Annotated in this window: 15 protein-coding genes; 9 read left to right on the plus strand and 6 right to left on the minus strand. The window is 54.2% G+C overall.

Annotated features, from left to right (window positions below; genetic code table 11):
• Positions 1-107 precede the first annotated feature (107 nt).
• Positions 108-776 carry a hypothetical protein gene (locus HA50_RS28740; RefSeq protein WP_084880677.1) on the plus strand — a complete coding sequence of 223 codons (669 nt, stop codon included), beginning with the start codon at positions 108-110 and terminating at the stop codon, positions 774-776.
• A gap of 97 nt (positions 777-873) precedes the next feature.
• Positions 874-1,263 carry a hypothetical protein gene (locus tag HA50_RS28745; RefSeq protein WP_084880680.1) on the plus strand — a complete coding sequence of 130 codons (390 nt, stop codon included), beginning with the start codon at positions 874-876 and terminating at the stop codon, positions 1,261-1,263.
• 55 nt (positions 1,264-1,318) lie between these two features.
• On the opposite strand, the gene HA50_RS28750 is transcribed toward HA50_RS28745, so the two are convergent.
• Together HA50_RS28750 and HA50_RS28755 are read right to left on the minus strand one after the other, a co-directional pair.
• The gene (locus HA50_RS28750) at positions 1,319-2,674 is read right to left on the minus strand and encodes an amidase (RefSeq protein WP_084880682.1); all 1,356 of its coding nucleotides are present in this window, start codon (positions 2,672-2,674) and stop codon (positions 1,319-1,321) included.
• Positions 2,661-3,512: an MBL fold metallo-hydrolase gene (locus HA50_RS28755; protein WP_084880685.1), complete on the minus strand. Its 852-nt coding sequence runs from the start codon at positions 3,510-3,512 to the stop codon at positions 2,661-2,663. Before HA50_RS28755 ends, HA50_RS28750 begins: the two co-directional genes overlap by 14 nt.
• A 70-nt stretch (positions 3,513-3,582) precedes the next feature.
• Here HA50_RS28755 and HA50_RS28760 point away from each other — a divergent pair, with 70 nt between their 5' ends.
• Positions 3,583-4,512, plus strand: a complete 930-nt coding sequence (locus HA50_RS28760) for a LysR family transcriptional regulator (protein WP_084880688.1) — start codon at positions 3,583-3,585, stop codon at positions 4,510-4,512.
• A gap of 5 nt (positions 4,513-4,517) precedes the next feature.
• On the opposite strand, the gene HA50_RS28765 is transcribed toward HA50_RS28760, so the two are convergent.
• Positions 4,518-5,219 (minus strand): SDR family NAD(P)-dependent oxidoreductase, encoded by a 702-nt coding sequence (locus tag HA50_RS28765; RefSeq protein ID WP_084880690.1) that lies wholly within the window; start codon positions 5,217-5,219, stop codon positions 4,518-4,520.
• Positions 5,220-5,640: 421 nt separating this feature from the next.
• Here HA50_RS28765 and HA50_RS28770 point away from each other — a divergent pair, with 421 nt between their 5' ends.
• Both HA50_RS28770 and HA50_RS28775 read left to right on the plus strand, forming a co-directional pair.
• On the plus strand, positions 5,641-6,546 hold the full coding sequence (locus HA50_RS28770) for a LysR family transcriptional regulator (protein WP_084880693.1): 906 nt from the start codon (positions 5,641-5,643) through the stop codon (positions 6,544-6,546).
• A 208-nt stretch (positions 6,547-6,754) separates the two neighbouring features.
• The gene (locus HA50_RS28775; protein WP_021313392.1) at positions 6,755-7,675 is read left to right on the plus strand and encodes a LysR substrate-binding domain-containing protein; all 921 of its coding nucleotides are present in this window, start codon (positions 6,755-6,757) and stop codon (positions 7,673-7,675) included.
• Between the two features lie 44 nt (positions 7,676-7,719).
• On the opposite strand, the gene HA50_RS28780 is transcribed toward HA50_RS28775, so the two are convergent.
• From HA50_RS28780 to HA50_RS28790, 3 genes are read right to left on the minus strand one after another with little or no spacing between them, the layout of a single operon-like run.
• The gene (locus HA50_RS28780) at positions 7,720-9,210 is read right to left on the minus strand and encodes an aldehyde dehydrogenase (protein WP_084880697.1); all 1,491 of its coding nucleotides are present in this window, start codon (positions 9,208-9,210) and stop codon (positions 7,720-7,722) included.
• Positions 9,203-10,849: a GMC family oxidoreductase gene (locus HA50_RS28785; protein WP_084880700.1), complete on the minus strand. Its 1,647-nt coding sequence runs from the start codon at positions 10,847-10,849 to the stop codon at positions 9,203-9,205. Before HA50_RS28785 ends, HA50_RS28780 begins: the two co-directional genes overlap by 8 nt.
• A 14-nt stretch (positions 10,850-10,863) precedes the next feature.
• Entirely contained in the window at positions 10,864-12,267 is a 1,404-nt protein-coding gene (locus HA50_RS28790) for a purine-cytosine permease family protein (protein WP_031285270.1), read from the minus strand.
• 607 nt (positions 12,268-12,874) lie between these two features.
• Between HA50_RS28790 and HA50_RS28795 the strand changes: the two genes are divergently transcribed.
• Genes HA50_RS28795 through argE form a run of 4 tightly spaced genes read left to right on the plus strand, consistent with a single transcriptional unit; the run spans position 12,875 to position 16,396 of the window.
• Entirely contained in the window at positions 12,875-14,143 is a 1,269-nt protein-coding gene (locus HA50_RS28795; RefSeq protein ID WP_084880703.1) for a flavin-containing monooxygenase, read from the plus strand.
• 9 nt (positions 14,144-14,152) lie between these two features.
• Complete coding sequence (locus HA50_RS28800) at positions 14,153-14,578, plus strand: RidA family protein (protein WP_012541190.1); 426 nt, start codon at positions 14,153-14,155, stop codon at positions 14,576-14,578.
• Positions 14,575-15,249 carry a DUF1028 domain-containing protein gene (locus HA50_RS28805; RefSeq protein WP_084880706.1) on the plus strand — a complete coding sequence of 225 codons (675 nt, stop codon included), beginning with the start codon at positions 14,575-14,577 and terminating at the stop codon, positions 15,247-15,249. Before HA50_RS28800 ends, HA50_RS28805 begins: the two co-directional genes overlap by 4 nt.
• A complete protein-coding gene (argE, locus tag HA50_RS28810) occupies positions 15,242-16,396 on the plus strand; it encodes an acetylornithine deacetylase (RefSeq protein ID WP_084880708.1) in 1,155 nt (384 codons plus the stop codon). Before HA50_RS28805 ends, argE begins: the two co-directional genes overlap by 8 nt.
• Positions 16,397-16,450: the final 54 nt, after the last annotated feature.

Genomic DNA, 16,450 nt, shown 5'->3' on the forward strand with positions numbered 1-16,450 from the left:
TTTTGTGGTAAAGAGTTTTTGCACAGCTAAAGATTAAGAAAGCCAATCTGCTGCTTTTTGGCAGATTGGCTTTTCAGGTGAGTTTTATTTTAGAAGGATATCCAATCGTGGCTTATTCTGTGCAGGTGATGAATAACAGCGGTGCAGCGCAATATATAGCGATATTCCTTGCCGATGCATCGGGAGGAAATGAGTCCTCACTGGTCTGGATGGTGAATGGAGCAAATAATGGTGGGGGAGTATCTTTCAGCTGGGACCCAACTGATTTTAGATTAGGTTGGGGGAGTACACCTCAGCCGCTGGATACCAATGTTCTTTTTACTACCGGGCAATCCCCTGTGGCGGTTTTTCCCTCCACCGTGGGTGGATATAATGTCCTTCCGGTACAGCATAACCAGTATGGATTTTCCTCCGGCAATCCTTATAACAAAAATAGTATTTATAATAAGCTGGAAATTATCACTGACAGCAGCTTCACCGTCTCGGATGCGAATAATATGGCGGTCGCACTTTATGTTGAACAATATCCAGCCTTAGCCATGCAAGGTGCGCCAAATACGATTTATTATTTTGATGTTTCGCAAATATCATACTATCTAACGGTCACCGATTTCGCGCTGGGGGTAGCGCTGCCTCAGATGAGTAATTCATTAAATAATCGTCGCTTTTCCGTTTCAGGTTCCAGCATGAGCACACCAGTTAAGATTGCCTTCGGACCGGGTAGTACCGACCTGAAATATATATTGAATGGAAATTTAAATTTCCAGCCAGTCTGATCATCCATCACCAGGTCGTACCGAATCAAACGTTGTGATGTTGCAACAAACCGCTGCATTTATTGCAGATTTCTATCGATGAAAAAGGACGTATCTCATGCAAACAAAACGTATCTGCTACTACCTGACGACTGGCGTGATTCTGAGTGCATTTTCTGCTATATCGCTGCCAGCATTCGCCGTTGATCTGCCGTTCAGTGCCAATTGTACCAACTATTCGCAGATTCAGGTTACGGCACCTAATACCGGAATTACTTTCCGGAAAAACCCGAACAGTGCAGCCACCCGCGCGGCCACCGCCACAATTTTCGCTATTCACGGACTGCACAACATCACTATTCCGGCGAATGGCGTATCCTGTTTCTTTGCGGTGCAAGCACCAAACACGGATAGCTATTGTTTCCAGGCGTCTAATAACGCGGCAGCCTTTACCAATATCAATGCGGTGGCTAACACCAATGTGGCTGGCGCGCCAAACTGCCAGTAGTCCGCAAAACATTGACCATTGCCGCCGTTGTGGCAATGGTCGATACACGACAATCTTACCTGCCGAACTCCGCCATCTGCGCTGCTGCATACAGCAACAGATCTTCCCGTCCGCGTAATGCCAGCAGCTCCATACCAATTGGTAATCCCTGGGCAGTAAAGCCCACCGGGATGCTGATAGCGGGTGCCCCGGTTACCGCCGCCAGCAGGGCGTTGCTGCCGGGTTGCAACTCGCCATGTTTCACCGGGGGATGTTTGACCACCGGATAGGCCAGCAGGTTAATCCTGCGCTGGGCAAACAGCTGGCTGAGGGTTTGATAAAGCGTGCGCTGACGTACCTGCTGGACGGCATAGCTTTCGCTGGTTTTGCCTGGATGGCTGGCGCGTGCGGTAAATACCGCTGCCAGTTGAGGATGATGACGCCCCGATGCCACCACCTCGCTGAGCGTGCTCACTTCGGCCTGCGGTTTGTCGGCCAGCCAGTCTGCCAGCGCTTCGGCAAATTCCCAGGGAATGATACTGGCATCCGTTGCGAGCGCGTCAAGTTGCGGGAAGGCAATCTCCTGTTGGGTGCCATCTTCTCCCGTCAGTGCTGCAACCGCTGCGCGTACCGCCTGGTTGATCGCCGGTTCCTCTGCGGCAAATCCTTCCAGCCACAGACCGATGCGCAGGGGTTCTTCACCATCTGCAAACTGCTGCCCGCTCAGGATCTCACTGGCAAGGCGCAGATCGGCGGCATGACGCACCAGCGCGCCGGGAATATCCTGAGTCGGTGACAGCGGCACAATGCCGTCAATACTGATGGCACCGTGCGTCATGCGCAGGCCATACAGATGATTAAACGCGGCCGGAATGCGCACCGAGCCTGCGGTATCGGTTCCGATCGCCAGCGGCACATAACCGGCGGCGACAGCCACCGCCGAACCGCTGCTGGAGCCGCCGGGTGAATGGCCCGCCAGCCAGGCGTTGTCAGTAAAACCACTGAGGGAGGATGCGCCGGTAATCCCTGCCGCCAGCTCATGCATCGCGGTTTTGCCCAGCAACACCGCACCTGCGGTGCGCAATGCCGTCACTAACGGGGCGTCCTGTTCGGCAATGACGGCACGTAACAAGACTGAACCGGCGCTGGTCGGCCAGCCTTGTACCTCGATGTTATCTTTGATTAATACCGGGATCCCTTCGAGGCGACCCGGTGATTCACCCTGACGGCGGCGCGTATCGCTGGCATCAGCCGCAGCCAGTGCCTGGTCGGCAAACAGCCAGGTCATGGCGTTATAACGCGGGCCGCTTTGATCGGCTTCCGCAATGCGTTGCAGGGCGAATTCTGTTAACTGGCGAGAGGTGGTGGTGCCTTGATTAAGCGCCTGAGTCAGGTCACTTAATGACGCACGAAGATAATCAGCATATTGCATCCGGTTCAGCCTCCAGCGGCATCCAGTGAAGCTGCCCATCGTCAGCAGGTAAAACCCTGCCGCATGAGCTGGCAGAAAAATGGGAACTGAACCAGATTGCCTGATTTTGCAGGCACCAGTCTATCGCCCGTTGCCGCGAACGCACCGCCAGCGCTTTATCTTCACAAAATACTGAGTTCCAGTGCGGGAACTGAAACTGAATCGGATGATGCATCACGTCGCCGGAAAAGAGCGCATGCTGGTGCTGGCTGCTGAGCATAAGTGACGCATGATCGCTGCTGTGGCCGGGAGTAGGCAGATAGCGTAGTACACCGGCAAACAGGGGTGAATTATCGACATCAACCGTCTCCAGCTGACCACTGTTAATCAGCGGCAGAATGCTATCGAGATACAACGCCTGCATCGATGGGGTGTTTTGGCATCGCTCCAGCTCCTGTGCAGAACAGATGTAACGCGCATGCGGAAACATCGGCTGCCAGCGTCCTTCCTGCCAGTGGGTATTCCAGCCGACATGATCGGTGTGGATATGCGTCATCAGCACCAACGTGACATCCTGCGGCTGCACACCGGCTTGTTCCAGGCGTACGGCATAATCGGTTTGCAGCTGATGAAACAATGGCTTCTTGTCACGTTCACGTTGGTTACCTGTGGCGGTATCAATAATGATGATGTCGTTACCGGTGCGCACCACCCAGCTGTGGATCGACAATTCAGCGGTTTGTTGCGCCAGCGCGCCAGACATTTCATCGCGATGATCTGGATAAAGCGAGCCAAAGGGGATTGCTGCGGTTTGTTCAGTCACTTTCTCGATCAGGCAGTCGCCTACACGGATTGGCATAATTTGCTCCCGGTTAATTAATGACGTCACTATACTGAGGCCATGGCAATTATTTAAATCGATTAAAATCATGAAAGTCATCAATGAAAATGATTTAGGTCGTGTCGATCTTAATCTGCTGGTGGTGCTACTGGTGATGTACGAAACACGCAGCGTAACGGCCGCAGCGCAGCGCTTGTATCTTGGACAGCCTGCCGTCAGTGCGGCACTGAAACGTTTACGTGAGATGTTTGACGACCCATTGTTTGTGCGTGCCTCGCAGGGCATGACGCCGACGCCGCGCGCGGAACAGCTGGTGCAGCAGATTGCGCCACTATTGCAGGGTGTACAGCAGGCAATTTTTAGTACGCCAGCGTTTAACCCGCTGGAGGATCGTTACAGCTTTCGCCTCGGCATGAGTGACTGGGTCGAGCAATGGCTGATGCCGGATTTACTGGCGGACCTGATGACAGAAGCGCCGCAGGTGGATGTTACGGTGCTGGCCGCCGATCCCTGGCAGGCCATTCCGCTGCTGGAGAAGCAGCAAGCGGATATGGCGGTAATGGTCGGCAATGAAAGCAGCCGTGATTTGTTACGTGAAGATCTCGCCAGCGCGGGCTTTTGCACCTTGTGGGATAACCGGCAGATCCGGCTGGCTCCACCGCTGACGCTGGCTGATTTCGTTCAGCACGATCATGTGCTGGTGTCCTATCGCGGCGTCAGCGAAAGTGCGCTCGATGAGCAACTGAGACAACAGGGGGTTGCCCGCCGGGTAAGGTTTGCCACGCCGCACTTCTCCACATTGCCGATGATGCTGAACCGCATGCCGCTTTTCGCCACTGTGCCACAGGGGCTGGTCAGCAGCTGGTGCAAACGTTATGAACTGTGCGCGGCACCGGTGCCGGTAGCGATGCCTGATTACAGGTTATCGCTGCTGTGGCATAAGGCGGGCAGCGGGGATGCGGCCCATTGCTGGATGCGCGACAAACTCCGTCAGCTGGTGCTGCACAAACTGGGTTAAGGGTGTCACCACGGCACCTCGCGGCCAAGATAATCGAGATAATGTAACCCAGTGCGACCGCGCCATGTTTCCATGGTATTCAGCAGGTTGGGAATGCTCTCTTCAATGCTAAGTCGTGCTTCGGGACCACCCATATCGGTACGTACCCAGCCTGGCGCCATCAGCAGCAGGGTACGTCCATCATCCTGATGACGGGCGGCAAAACTGCGCATCAGCATATTCAGAGCGGCTTTGCTGCCGCGATAGACTTCGTAGTTGCCATTGGTGTTATTGGTGATGCTACCCTGGCCGGATGACATGACCGCGATGGTGCCGTCAGCGCTGACATTGTCTTTGAAGGTTTCAATCACGCGCAGCGGACTGAGCGCGTTGGTGACCATCACGCGAATAAATTCGTCAGTGGAGACATCGGCAATGGTTTCACCATCCTTATTTTTCACACCGGCATTGACGAATAACATATCGAACTGACGATCGCCCAGGCGTTGCTTCAGGGCGCTAACCTGTTCTGGTTCGGTGATATCGACGCTTTCGACTCTCAGGGTGTTTGGATAGCGTTGGTTGAGAGACTCAAGTGATGCGGTGGAATGCTGGCGTCCGGTCGCCACCACATGGTAACCGCGCTGTAGCATGGTCTCAGTCAGGGCAAAGCCCAGCCCGCGTGAGGCGCCAATCAGTAAAACGCCTGGGGTTGCTGAAGGGGTCATAAGGTTCTCTCCTGTAATGAACGTTACAGAAAGAGTGTAGCGCCGCTGGATAGCAGGCGGAACGCGCATCATGTGCATTGATAACCTGCAGCAAACGCCTGTAGTGTCGGCATTGATGCCGACCGGGCCAATAACTGCAAGGATCGGTAGCGGCGCGATTTATCGCGCAGATTTTAGGTTGTGGCGAAATATCTGGAAAAATCGCGATAAATCGCGCCGCAACAAGTCCATGCCAACATGTTCAATCAGGAGTGAGCCAACTCAATGCGCACATAATTACAACCAACGGCAGTTGTAGCGAAATCCAGCATGGGGCACACCTGATAATTTCCTGAAGAATCACCGATGGCTTCCTCACATTAACCCTTCTCACCTGCGGCAAACGCCTTGTTTCCGCAGCACTAATCAGAGAGGATGAAGTATGACTGAACCCGATCTGAATCTTCTTTTCGCGCTTGATGCGCTGCTGACTGAAGGCAGCGTGACGGGGGCTGCGCGCCGTCTTGGCCTGAGTGAATCTGCCATGAGTCGTACGCTGGGGCGGCTACGCGCCACCACGGGCGATGCGCTGCTGGTAAGGGCCGGGCGCAATATGGTGCTGACGCCGTACGCCGAAGAAATTCGGCAGCGCACCCAGCATAGCGTCAGTGAGGCGCGCGCGGTGCTGCAACCGGCAGCCGCGGCACTGGATCTGGCGACGCTGGATCGGGTGTTTAACCTGCGCACCAATGAGGGTTTTGTTGAAGCCTTCGGTGGCACCTTAATCAATGCGGTGGCGCAGGTTGCGCCGCGTGTGCGGCTGAACTTTGTGGCGAAGCCGGAAAAAAGTTCACGCGATTTACGTGAAGGGCGGGTGGATCTGGAGATCGGCGTGCTCGGCAATATGGGGCCGGAAATCCGCATGCAGGCGCTGTTTCGCGATCGGTTTGTTGGTGTGGTGCGCCAGGGGCATCCACTGGCGCAGCAGGTGACGTTGCGCGAACTGGCTGCCTGGGGGCATATCGTGGCTTCACGCCGTGGTGAACTGGGCGGACCGATTCATGATGCCCTGGCGGCCGCGGGCTACACCCGGCAGATAGCCGCCGTGGTGCCCGCGTTTTCCACCGCGGTGGCGATTGCGCAAGGCTCTGATCTGGTGGCGCTGGTGCCTCGTTCGCTGTTTCTCTATCACCCGTTGATTAAAGCCAACCCGGCGCTGGTGAGTTTTGAGCTACCGTTCAGTACCCCGGAGATGACCATTTCGCAGTTCTGGCATCCGCGGCTGGAAAATGATACGGCGCATCGCTGGTTGCGTGGTCTGGTGCGTGATCAGATCCCTCTGCCCTGATAAGGTGCAACCCGGGTGGCAGGGCTGGGTTGCTGATGATGCATAGTGCAGTGAAAATCCGCTATCTCCCTCACGAATATCAAACTTTTACCGTTTAAGAATGCTGTCGCGATCGCGAATACATGGCATGGCACTTGCTTGATCTACATTGATTAGCCTAAAGCTATGTAGACCCTTCACCTGACAATATTTCTATAATGGTTTTCACATGACACATTTCACGCTCAAGCAACTTAAATATTTCGTCACCGTGGTTGAGACCGAAAGCATCGCCGAAGCGTCACGCCAGCTGCACATCGCCCAGCCCTCGATTTCGGTTGCAATCAAAAACCTTGAGGACGCTTTTGAACAGCAGCTGTTCATTCGCCATCATGCGCAGGGCGTATCGCTCACCTCCAGCGGGAGACGGTTCTACGAAAAAGCAAAAGAGTTGCTGCGGCTGTCCTATGAGTTTGAGCAAAGTTCACGCGCAGAAAATGAGCTGGTTTGCGGCACCATCGCCGTGGGTTGTTTTGAATCGGCGGCTCCGCTGTATATGCCCAAGCTGATTGCAGGTTTCAAAAAACTCTACCCGGAAATCAATATTCAGCTGTACGACGGTGAACAGCATGAGCTGATGCACGGTTTACATCGTGGCCGTTTTGACATGGCATTTCTCTACGATCTCGATCTGGACAACGCGATTCAGAAAGAACCGCTGAATGCGCCGCATAAACCCTATGCGCTGCTACCGGCGGCGCATCCGCTGGCGAAAAAAAGTGCGGTAACGTTACAGGAGCTGGCAAGCGAACCGATGATCCTGTTGGATGCGGTACCCAGCAAAAATTACTTTATCAGCATTTTCAAAGAGAATGGTTATTACCCTGAAGTGGCCTATAGCTCACCGTCAATTGAAATGGTGCGGTGTATGGTCGGGCAGGGGCTGGGCTTTTCGGTGCTGGTGACCCGGCCCTGTTCGGATATGACATACGATGGGCAGCGCCTGGTGCAACTGGATATTGTCGATGAAATGGCGGCATCGACGCTGATTATGGCTTATCTGCAAAATAATGAACCGACGCGGCCGACGCGGTTATTTATGGATTATTGCCGCAGCGTTGAATTAACTCCGGCCGTCAGCAGCCATTAAATGGTGGCTCTACCCGTTGCGGGGAGAGCCAACGTCAGTGGTACTTAACGTAATTCAATCCAGGTGGTTTTTAATTTGGTGAATTTATCAAAGGCATGTAAAGACAGGTCGCGGCCAAAACCTGATTGCTGATTGCCACCAAAAGGAACGGTCACATCCAGCGCATCAACGGTGTTGACCGACACCGTCCCGGCGTTCAGTTTGCGCGCCACACGATGCGCCTGATTCAGGTCGTCCGACCATACTGACGCGGCAAGGGCGTAAATATGATTATTCGCCAGTTCGATGGCTTCCGACTCATCATCAAAGGCTTTTACCGCGAGCACCGGACCGAACACTTCATCACGCCATAAATTAACGTTCTCACTTTCAATCTCAATCACCGTCGGCAGGATGTAGTTAGCGACTGTCTCGATTTCGCGTTGCTCGCCACCCGCGCGCACAATACCGCCCTGAGCCACTGCGGTCTGAATAAAATCCATCACCTTATCTTTATGCGCTGTCGAAACCATCGCGCCCATCTTCGCATTCGGGTTAAGCGGATGGTCAGGTTGCCAGTCGTGCAACCTGGTGATCAACTTCGCCATAAAGTCGGGATAGATCTTACGTTCAACTAATAATCTGGAGTTGGCTGAACAAACTTCACCCTGATTGAAACAGATACCGAAGGCGGCTTTTTCGGCGGCTAAATCGAGATCCTGGCAATTGGCAAAAATAATGTTGGCGCTTTTGCCACCACATTCCAGCCACACCTGTTTTAAATTGGATTGGCCGGAATAGGCCATAAAGGCTTTGCCCACCGCGGTCGAACCGGTAAAGGTCAGCACATCAACATCGTTATGCAGGCCCAGTGCGGCACCGGCTTCGATCCCCAGCCCGGTAACAACGTTTAACACCCCGGCGGGTAATCCGGCTTCCAGCGCCAGTTCTGCCAGTTTCAGTGCGGTGAAAGGCGAATTCTCCGAGGGTTTCAGGATCACACTATTTCCGGCGGCCAGGGCAGGTCCGATTTTCCAGGCAGCAATATCGAGGGGGAAATTCCACGGTACAATGGCGGCCACAACGCCGACAGGCTCACGGGTGATGGTTGCCAGCGTTCCTGGACGGGTCGGGGCCACTTCGTCATAAATCTTATCGATACTTTCTGCGTACCAGGCAATCACATGGGCAGCCCCCGGCACATCAACGTTATACGCATCGAGCACCGGTTTCCCCATGCTGACGCTTTCCAGCAGCGCCAGTTCTTCCCGGTGCTCCAGCATCAGCTCCGCCAGCCTGCGCAGCACCGCTTTGCGTTGCGCTAACGGGCACCCGGACCAGATGCCAGAGGTAAACGCCTGGCGGGCGGAATCCACCGCTGCGTCAATATCCTCAGCCTGGCAAGCGGTGACTTCCGCTAACACCGCATTGGTGGCGGGATTCACCACCGCCCAGGTTTTCTCCGCTTTGGCGAAGTAGGGTTTCCCCCCGATAAGGGCATGGGTGCTAAAGCGTTGTTGGTTCAGCAGACTTTGCCAGTAATCACGATTATGCATACGCCTTCTCCTTATTCGTCTCGGTGTCAGCTACCGGCGTTCCTTGCAGGATCATGCTTGCCGCACGTTCGCCAATCATAATTGAAGGGGCATTGGTGTTGCCGCTGATAAGCGATGGCATGATTGATGCGTCAGCCACGCGCAAATTTTCCACGCCATACACTTTGAGGGTATCCGGTGCGACAACGCTCATTTCATCCTGGCCCATCTTGCAGGTGCCCACCGGATGGAAAACGGTGGCGCAATATTCTTTGACGTATTGATGCAGCTGTTCGTCAGTCTGAATATGTTTGCCCGGCAGCATCTCTTCACCCCGCAATGCGGCGAATTCCGGCTGAGCAAGAATGTTCCTTGCCACTTTTATCCCCTCAACCAGCACGCTGGCGTCATAAGGGTCGGCGAGGAAATTAAAATCAATTGCGATTTGCCCATCGCGCGTTAACTGCAACGCGCCGATCGATTTCGGGCGCAACACGCAGGTGTGAATCGCGTAGCCGTGGCCCCATTCAAATAAGCGCCCCCGGTGGCTGCGATAACCCGGCACAAAATGGAACTGAATATCGGGTTCATCGCTACTGAGTTTTGTCGCGGCAAAACCACCCGCTTCGACATAATTGGTGGTTAACCAACCTTTGCGGCGAAACAGATAATTGAAGGGTGAGGTCAGGATCGGTTTCCAGGCAGCGAGGGAAAAACCCAGCGTTAGCGGGTTGCCGGAACGTACGGTGACCAGACCATCCAGATGATCCTGAAGATTTTTCCCCACGCCGGGAAGAGAATGCATCAGCGGGATACCTGCGGCTTCAAGTTCGGCGGCAGGCCCGATGCCTGACTTCAACAGAATATGCGGCGAGCCAATGGAGCCTGCTGACAGGATGACTTCGCGGCGGCACAAAATTGACGTGGGTTGATCGCGGCCATGCTCAGTAATACGCACGCCTTTGACCACTTTGTCTTCAATGATCAACGTTTGCACGGTGCAGTCGGTCATGACCGTCAAATTGCTTTGACCAATATGGGGATGCAAAAATGCGCGATAGCTCGATAACCGTTTGCCCTCTTTTTGCGTAACGTTATAAATGCCGACACCCGCCAGCGATTTACCGTTAAAGTCGGTGTTCTCCGCTAATCCAACCCGCTTGCCCGCCGCGACAAACAGCGCTGATACCGGATTGGGATCGCGCGGTTTGTCGACCAGTAATTCGCCGTTAAAACCATGATATGCCGGGTCCTGAGACAGCAGATTCTTTTCCGACCGTTTGAACCAGGGCAGGACATTATTCCAGCCCCAGCCCTCACAACCTTGCTGTTCCCAGCGGTCATAATCAGAAGGTAATCCGCGAATATAAATCATGCTGTTCATGGATGAGGAACCACCCAGCGCCTTGCCGCGCGGGACGTGGAGTTGCCGTCCCCCTAAGCTTTTTTGTGGCGTTGAATAAAAGTTCCAGCTGAACTTTTTGCTTTTATACAGAGTAATAGTTCCCGCAGGTGTCTGGATGCGAGGAGTCTCATCGCGACTGCCAGCCTCAATCAGGCAGATCTTCAGATCTGCCTGCTCCGCCAGCCGGGCGGCCAGCACGGAACCTGCGGAACCCCCACCAATAATGATGTAGTCGTAGGTATTGCTATTATTCATAGTCATTCCGGTAATTATTTAGCAACAGAGGTTTGCGCCACTGCCTGAGTACGGCAGAGGAAATAATAAACAGGCGAGACGATGGCTAAACCAATAATCCAGGAGATGTCGGCACCACCTAACATATTCGCTGCCGGACCGGTGTAAATGGCGGTGGACATAAAAGGAATCTCGACCACGATACCCAGCAGATAACAGAAAATGGCTTTTGAATTGAAGTAACCGTATATGCCACCATCGCGACGGAAGAATGAAGCGACATCATAATTACCGTGGGCCACCAGATAGTAATCAACCAGGTTAATTGCCGTCCACGGCACCAACACATACAGCAGCATCAGAATAAAGTTGGTGTAATTCACCAGGAAGTTTTCCTGACCATAAATGGCAATCAGCACTTCGATAAGGATGGTGACAATCGAAACCACAATGCGGGCGCCAGAAAGCGGCGACCATTTAGGCAGGAATGTCTGGCCGAGCGTCAGGGTGCAGAGCACGCCGCAATAGAGGTTCATTGCATTGGTCGCGGCAATGCCTAAGGCAAACACAATAATTACGGTGGAGGATAATCCGCCGGTCATATTCACAATGCCGGTGATTAAATCACCATCCACGATGCAAATAGAAACCAGAATGCCAAGAATCATCGGGAACAATGAACCCAGTACGCATCCCAGGTAACTACACCAGAAGACACTTTTTTCGCTGATATCTTTTGGCATGTAGCGGGAATAATCGGATACATAAGGCGCATAGGCCAGCTGCCATAACGCGGCGATGGAAATGGCACCGAGGAATCCGCTGAGATTAAAACCATTACGCGCGAGAAAATCAGTCGGCAGACCATGCACGAAAACAATCCACGCAAAGGCCGCGAGCAAAATAATACCGGATACCCACGACATCACCTTGGTGTAGGCATGAATCAGGTTATAACCGAAGGCACAGGCTACCAGGCTGAGTACCGCAGAAACCAGGATGCCGGTATCCGTAGAAACCGGTGCGTAGATGGCGTGCAGTGACTGACCGCCCAGCACCAGATTCGATGCCAGAAAGCCGATATACATGATGACGACTAACGCCACCACCAGCACGGAACCATAAGAACCAAACTGGCCGCGGGTTTGCACCATCTGCGGCACACCTAATTGTGGCCCCTGCGCGGAATGCAATGCCATAAACAGCCCACCGGCAAGGTTACCAATCAATACGGCGATGGTGGCCCACATAAAAGATAAGTGGAAAATACTCACCGCCAGCGCACCGGTAATCACGGTAAGCAACATGATGTTTGAACCAAACCAGATGGTAAAAAGATCCCGTGGCTTGCCATGACGTTCATGCGCGGGAATAGGCTGGATGGTGCTCAACTCTATTGTGGTTGCAACAGCATTATCTTTTGGGTTGTTTGTCATCATAGTTATCTCAACAAAGTCATTTGCAGGCTTGCCGCATGGCTGCGGTTATAACCACCCAAAAAATTGGGAGGGTGAAAATAACGTTGATGGGATGTTGCAACAGTTGGCTATAGAGAGAAATGAAGAAAAATATAGCCAACTAATATAAAAAAAAGATGCAATCTCGCTTATGGATTGGCCGCCCCAAATTGGAACGTTAAAGAATGACAGGTGAGATCTTTTTGAATCTAATTAACCTTATGATTATTAACATCTAAAATGCCCGCCTCTGGCTGGGTGCCTTATTTTGGTGCGCAGCTGCACGTCACTGAAGCATCGTTGGCAATATAAAATATCGTCAATTTTGCAAAATTAATAAGTAAAAATGTTGCCTGTGAATCGCGTGAATTTGATTTATCTCAGCACCTTTTTATCTTGCCTGTGCAGTGCGGATGCGGCTTTCACAGGGCTTTGTATTTTATTTCGGCGATGAAGGTTGCCAGCAGGTTAAATATTTTCTATCCAGACGCTCACTTTATAATATTTTACCGTCTGCATGCGCTCCAATAGTCTTGGGTCCTTCTTAAGTGGTTAATCCCCTGCGTGATGCGGGATGAAGGACGTTGAAATGACATCATTAAAAACTGAAACAGATACGCTGATTATTGGCGCGGGTCAGGCGGGGGTTGCCATGAGCGAACACCTGACGCGTCTGGGCATTCCGCATCTGGTACTGGAGAAAAATCGTATTGCCGAATCCTGGCGTAGTCGTCGCTGGGATTCACTGGTTGCCAACGGTCCGGCCTGGCATGACCGCTTTCCGGGGATGGAATTTCCCGGCTGCTCACCAGACAGCTTCGTGGCGAAAGAACAGGTAGCCGATTATTTTGTCAGCTACGCCGCCATGAACCAGTCACCGATTCATACTGGCGTCGAAGTGTTAAGCGCTGAACGCAATCAGGGGCGTAGTGGTTTCACCGTCACCACCTCCGCAGGCGTGATCAATGTGCAGCGTATCGTGGCCGCAACCGGTCCTTTCCAGCGTCCGGTTATTCCGGCGATTGCCCCTCAACATAGCCAGGTACAACAGCTGCACTCGGCAGACTATAAAAATCCGCAGCAGCTGCCACAGGGTGGCGTACTGGTGATTGGTGCCGGTTCTTCCGGCGTGCAGATTGCCGATGAGCTGCAACGTGCCGGTAAGTCCGTATGGTTGTCGGTGGGACCGCACGATCGTCCACCACGTTCCTATCGTGGCCGGGACTTCTGCTGGTGGCTTGGGGTGCTCGGCCTGTGGGATGCGGCAGCCAGCCAGCCGGGCAAAGAGCATGTCACCATCGCCGTCAGTGGCGCTCGCGGTGGGCATACCGTCGATTTCCGTCGTCTGGCGGCGCAGGGCGTTAACCTCGTTGGCCTGACTGAAAGTTTCACCGCTAACACCGTACGTTTTCAGGATGACCTGGCGCTGAATATTGCGCGCGGCGATGCTAATTATCTCGCATTGCTGGATGCCGCAGATGCGTATATCGACCGTAACGGCCTTGATTTACCGCCGGAACCGCAGGCGCGTGAGTTCCTGCCAGACCCCGCCTGCGTAACCCATCCGCAACTGTCACTGAATCTGGCCGAAGCTGGCATCACCAGCATTATCTGGGCGACGGGCTACGTGGCCGATTACAGCTGGCTGAAGGTCAACGCCTTTAATGACCAGGGCAGACCGCAGCATCATCGTGGTGTTTCCAGCGAGCCTGGCGTCTATTTCCTCGGCTTGCCGTGGTTGTCACGCCGTGGTTCCACCTTTATCTGGGGCGTCTGGCACGATGCCAAATTTATTGCTGACCAGATCGCTATCCAGCGCCAGTACCAGCAGTACCGCGCTCCCTCTGACTCGCTTTAAGGAACTGTTATGCCTACTCATCAACGTATTCGTATGTTCAACACCAAAGAAACCTATCCGAATCAGACGCTGGACAACGATCTCTGCCAGGCGGTACGCGCCGGTAATACCGTCTACGTGCGCGGCCAGGTCGGTACCGATTTTGCAGGGAATCTGGTAGGGCTGGGCGATCCACGCGCTCAAACCGAACAGGCGATGAAAAACCTCAAACAGCTGCTGGAAGAAGCCGGTAGCGACCTGAGCCATATCGTGAAAACCACCACCTATCTTACCGATCCACGCTATCGTGAGCCGGTTTACCAGGAAGTGGGCAAATGGCTGAAAGGGGTGTTTCCGATTTCAACTGGCTTGGTGGTTTCGGCGCTGGCACAGCCGCAGTGGCTGATGGAAATTGATGTGATTGCGGTGATCCCGGATGACTGGGAGGCGAAATGACGCTTTCGATTGCTGCACGCTGTGCGGAGTCCGGTCAGCTCGGTATCGCCATTAGCTCGTCGAGCATTGCCGTCGGCGCGCGATGCCCGTGGCTGGTGGCCGGAGTGGGTGCGGTATCCAGCCAGAACATCACATTACCGGCACTGGGGCAGCAGATTCTGGCGCGGCTGGAAGAGGGCTTAACGCCGGAACAGGCGCTGAAAAGCGCGCTGGCGGAAGATCGCTTTAGCGAGTATCGCCAGGTGATCGTAATTGACGCCAGCGGTCGCAGCGCCGCCTTTAGCGGTGACAAGACGCTGGGTATTTATCATGTGGTGCAGGGCAAAGAGTGCGTGGCGGCAGGCAATATGCTGGCGGAGCAAGCGGTGATCGCCGCGATGGTGACGGCTTTTGAAGCCACCACCGGTGAACTCACCAGTCGTCTGATTACGGCGTTGCAGGCGGGGATCGACGCCGGTGGTGAGGCGGGGCCGGTGCATTCTGCTGCCGTGAAGGTGGTGGATGATTACACCTGGCCGCTGGTGGACCTGCGCGTCGATTGGGCAGAAGAAAACCCATTGGCAGAGCTGCACAAGTTGTGGCTGGCGTATGAACCGCAGATGCAGGCTTACGTAACACGGGCACTGGATCCACGCGATGCCCCGAGCTATGGCGTACCCGGCGATGAGTAACGCGGTGCGCGACATCCTCGCGGCACTGCTGGCGTTTGATACCACCAGCCGCGAATCCAATCTGGCGCTGATTGCCTGGATTGAAGATTTTCTGGCGCAACGGGGTATCGCGTCGCAACGCATCATGGATGACAGCGGGCGCAAAGCCAATCTGTATGCCCGGCTCGGGCCGGGCGGTGACGGCGGGGTGATGTTGTCCGGTCATACCGATGTGGTGCCGGTCGATGGTCAGCAATGGACGCTACCGCCGTTTGCCCTGACGCTACAGGAAGGGCGCTACTATGGCCGTGGCAGTGCCGACATGAAAGGCTTTCTGGCCTGCGTGCTGGCATCGCTGGATAACTTTCTGGCCCAGCCGTTGCGCCTGCCGCTGCATCTGGCTTTTTCCTATGATGAGGAAGTGGGCTGCCTCGGGGTGCGCAGCATGGTGGATTATCTGCGCGCGTCTGCGGAAAAACCCGCCATGTGCATCATCGGCGAGCCGACAGAAATGCGCCCGGTGTATGGACACAAAGGCAAGGTGGCGATGCGTTGTCAGGTGCATGGCCGCGCCTGTCACTCGGCCTATGCACCCTCTGGCGTCAATGCCATCGAATATGCGGCAAAGCTGATCAACCAGCTGGGCGCAGCGGCGCAGCAACTGAAGCAGATCGAGGATGCGCGTTTTGATCCTCCTTATAGCACGCTTCAGACCGGTGTGATTCAGGGTGGTAGCGCACTGAACATCGTGCCGCAGGATTGTCAGTTTGATTTCGAAATCCGCTATCTGCCGGAGGCGAATGTCCAGGGAGTCATTACCCAGGTTGAGCAGTTCGCACAGCAGCAGCTATTGCCGCAAATGCAGGCGGTGGCGGGCGAAAGTACGATTCATTTTCAGTCACTCAGCCACTACCCAGGCCTGCTCACCGATCCGCAATCACAATTTGCCCAATGGCTGGCGCAATGGAGCGGAAGCAACGATTTCTCTACCGTGGCGTTTGGCACCGAAGGGGGATTGTTTGATGAAGCGGGGATTGCCACGTTGATTTGCGGGCCGGGCAGTATGGAGCAGGGGCACAAACCGGACGAGTTTATCGCCATAGAACAAGTCGATCGCTGTCTGGCGATGCTGGATAATTTGTGTCAGTGGATGCGTGTGACATCTTAAAAACCGTGTGGCAGGAATGCAGCATTGCATTCCCGTGGCGACGATGCTGATATA

It is taken from the genome of Pantoea cypripedii (assembly GCF_002095535.1).
Taxonomy (GTDB): domain Bacteria; phylum Pseudomonadota; class Gammaproteobacteria; order Enterobacterales; family Enterobacteriaceae; genus Pantoea; species Pantoea cypripedii.

What these genes read in the sequence shown, in the direction of transcription:
- HA50_RS28785 (WP_084880700.1), bottom strand. Translation starts at nt 10,849, where the DNA reads ATGAATAATAGCAATACCTACGACTACATCATTATTGGTGGGGGTTCC.
- HA50_RS28780 (WP_084880697.1), bottom strand. Translation starts at nt 9,210, where the DNA reads ATGCATAATCGTGATTACTGGCAAAGTCTGCTGAACCAACAACGCTTT.
- HA50_RS28755 (WP_084880685.1), bottom strand. Translation starts at nt 3,512, where the DNA reads ATGCCAATCCGTGTAGGCGACTGCCTGATCGAGAAAGTGACTGAACAA.
- HA50_RS28795 (WP_084880703.1), top strand. Translation starts at nt 12,875, where the DNA reads ATGACATCATTAAAAACTGAAACAGATACGCTGATTATTGGCGCGGGT.
- argE (WP_084880708.1), top strand. Translation starts at nt 15,242, where the DNA reads ATGAGTAACGCGGTGCGCGACATCCTCGCGGCACTGCTGGCGTTTGAT.
- HA50_RS28770 (WP_084880693.1), top strand. Translation starts at nt 5,641, where the DNA reads ATGACTGAACCCGATCTGAATCTTCTTTTCGCGCTTGATGCGCTGCTG.
- HA50_RS28805 (WP_084880706.1), top strand. Translation starts at nt 14,575, where the DNA reads ATGACGCTTTCGATTGCTGCACGCTGTGCGGAGTCCGGTCAGCTCGGT.
- HA50_RS28760 (WP_084880688.1), top strand. Translation starts at nt 3,583, where the DNA reads ATGAAAGTCATCAATGAAAATGATTTAGGTCGTGTCGATCTTAATCTG.
- HA50_RS28745 (WP_084880680.1), top strand. Translation starts at nt 874, where the DNA reads ATGCAAACAAAACGTATCTGCTACTACCTGACGACTGGCGTGATTCTG.
- HA50_RS28765 (WP_084880690.1), bottom strand. Translation starts at nt 5,219, where the DNA reads ATGACCCCTTCAGCAACCCCAGGCGTTTTACTGATTGGCGCCTCACGC.
- HA50_RS28800 (WP_012541190.1), top strand. Translation starts at nt 14,153, where the DNA reads ATGCCTACTCATCAACGTATTCGTATGTTCAACACCAAAGAAACCTAT.
- HA50_RS28750 (WP_084880682.1), bottom strand. Translation starts at nt 2,674, where the DNA reads ATGCAATATGCTGATTATCTTCGTGCGTCATTAAGTGACCTGACTCAG.
- HA50_RS28790 (WP_031285270.1), bottom strand. Translation starts at nt 12,267, where the DNA reads ATGATGACAAACAACCCAAAAGATAATGCTGTTGCAACCACAATAGAG.
- HA50_RS28775 (WP_021313392.1), top strand. Translation starts at nt 6,755, where the DNA reads ATGACACATTTCACGCTCAAGCAACTTAAATATTTCGTCACCGTGGTT.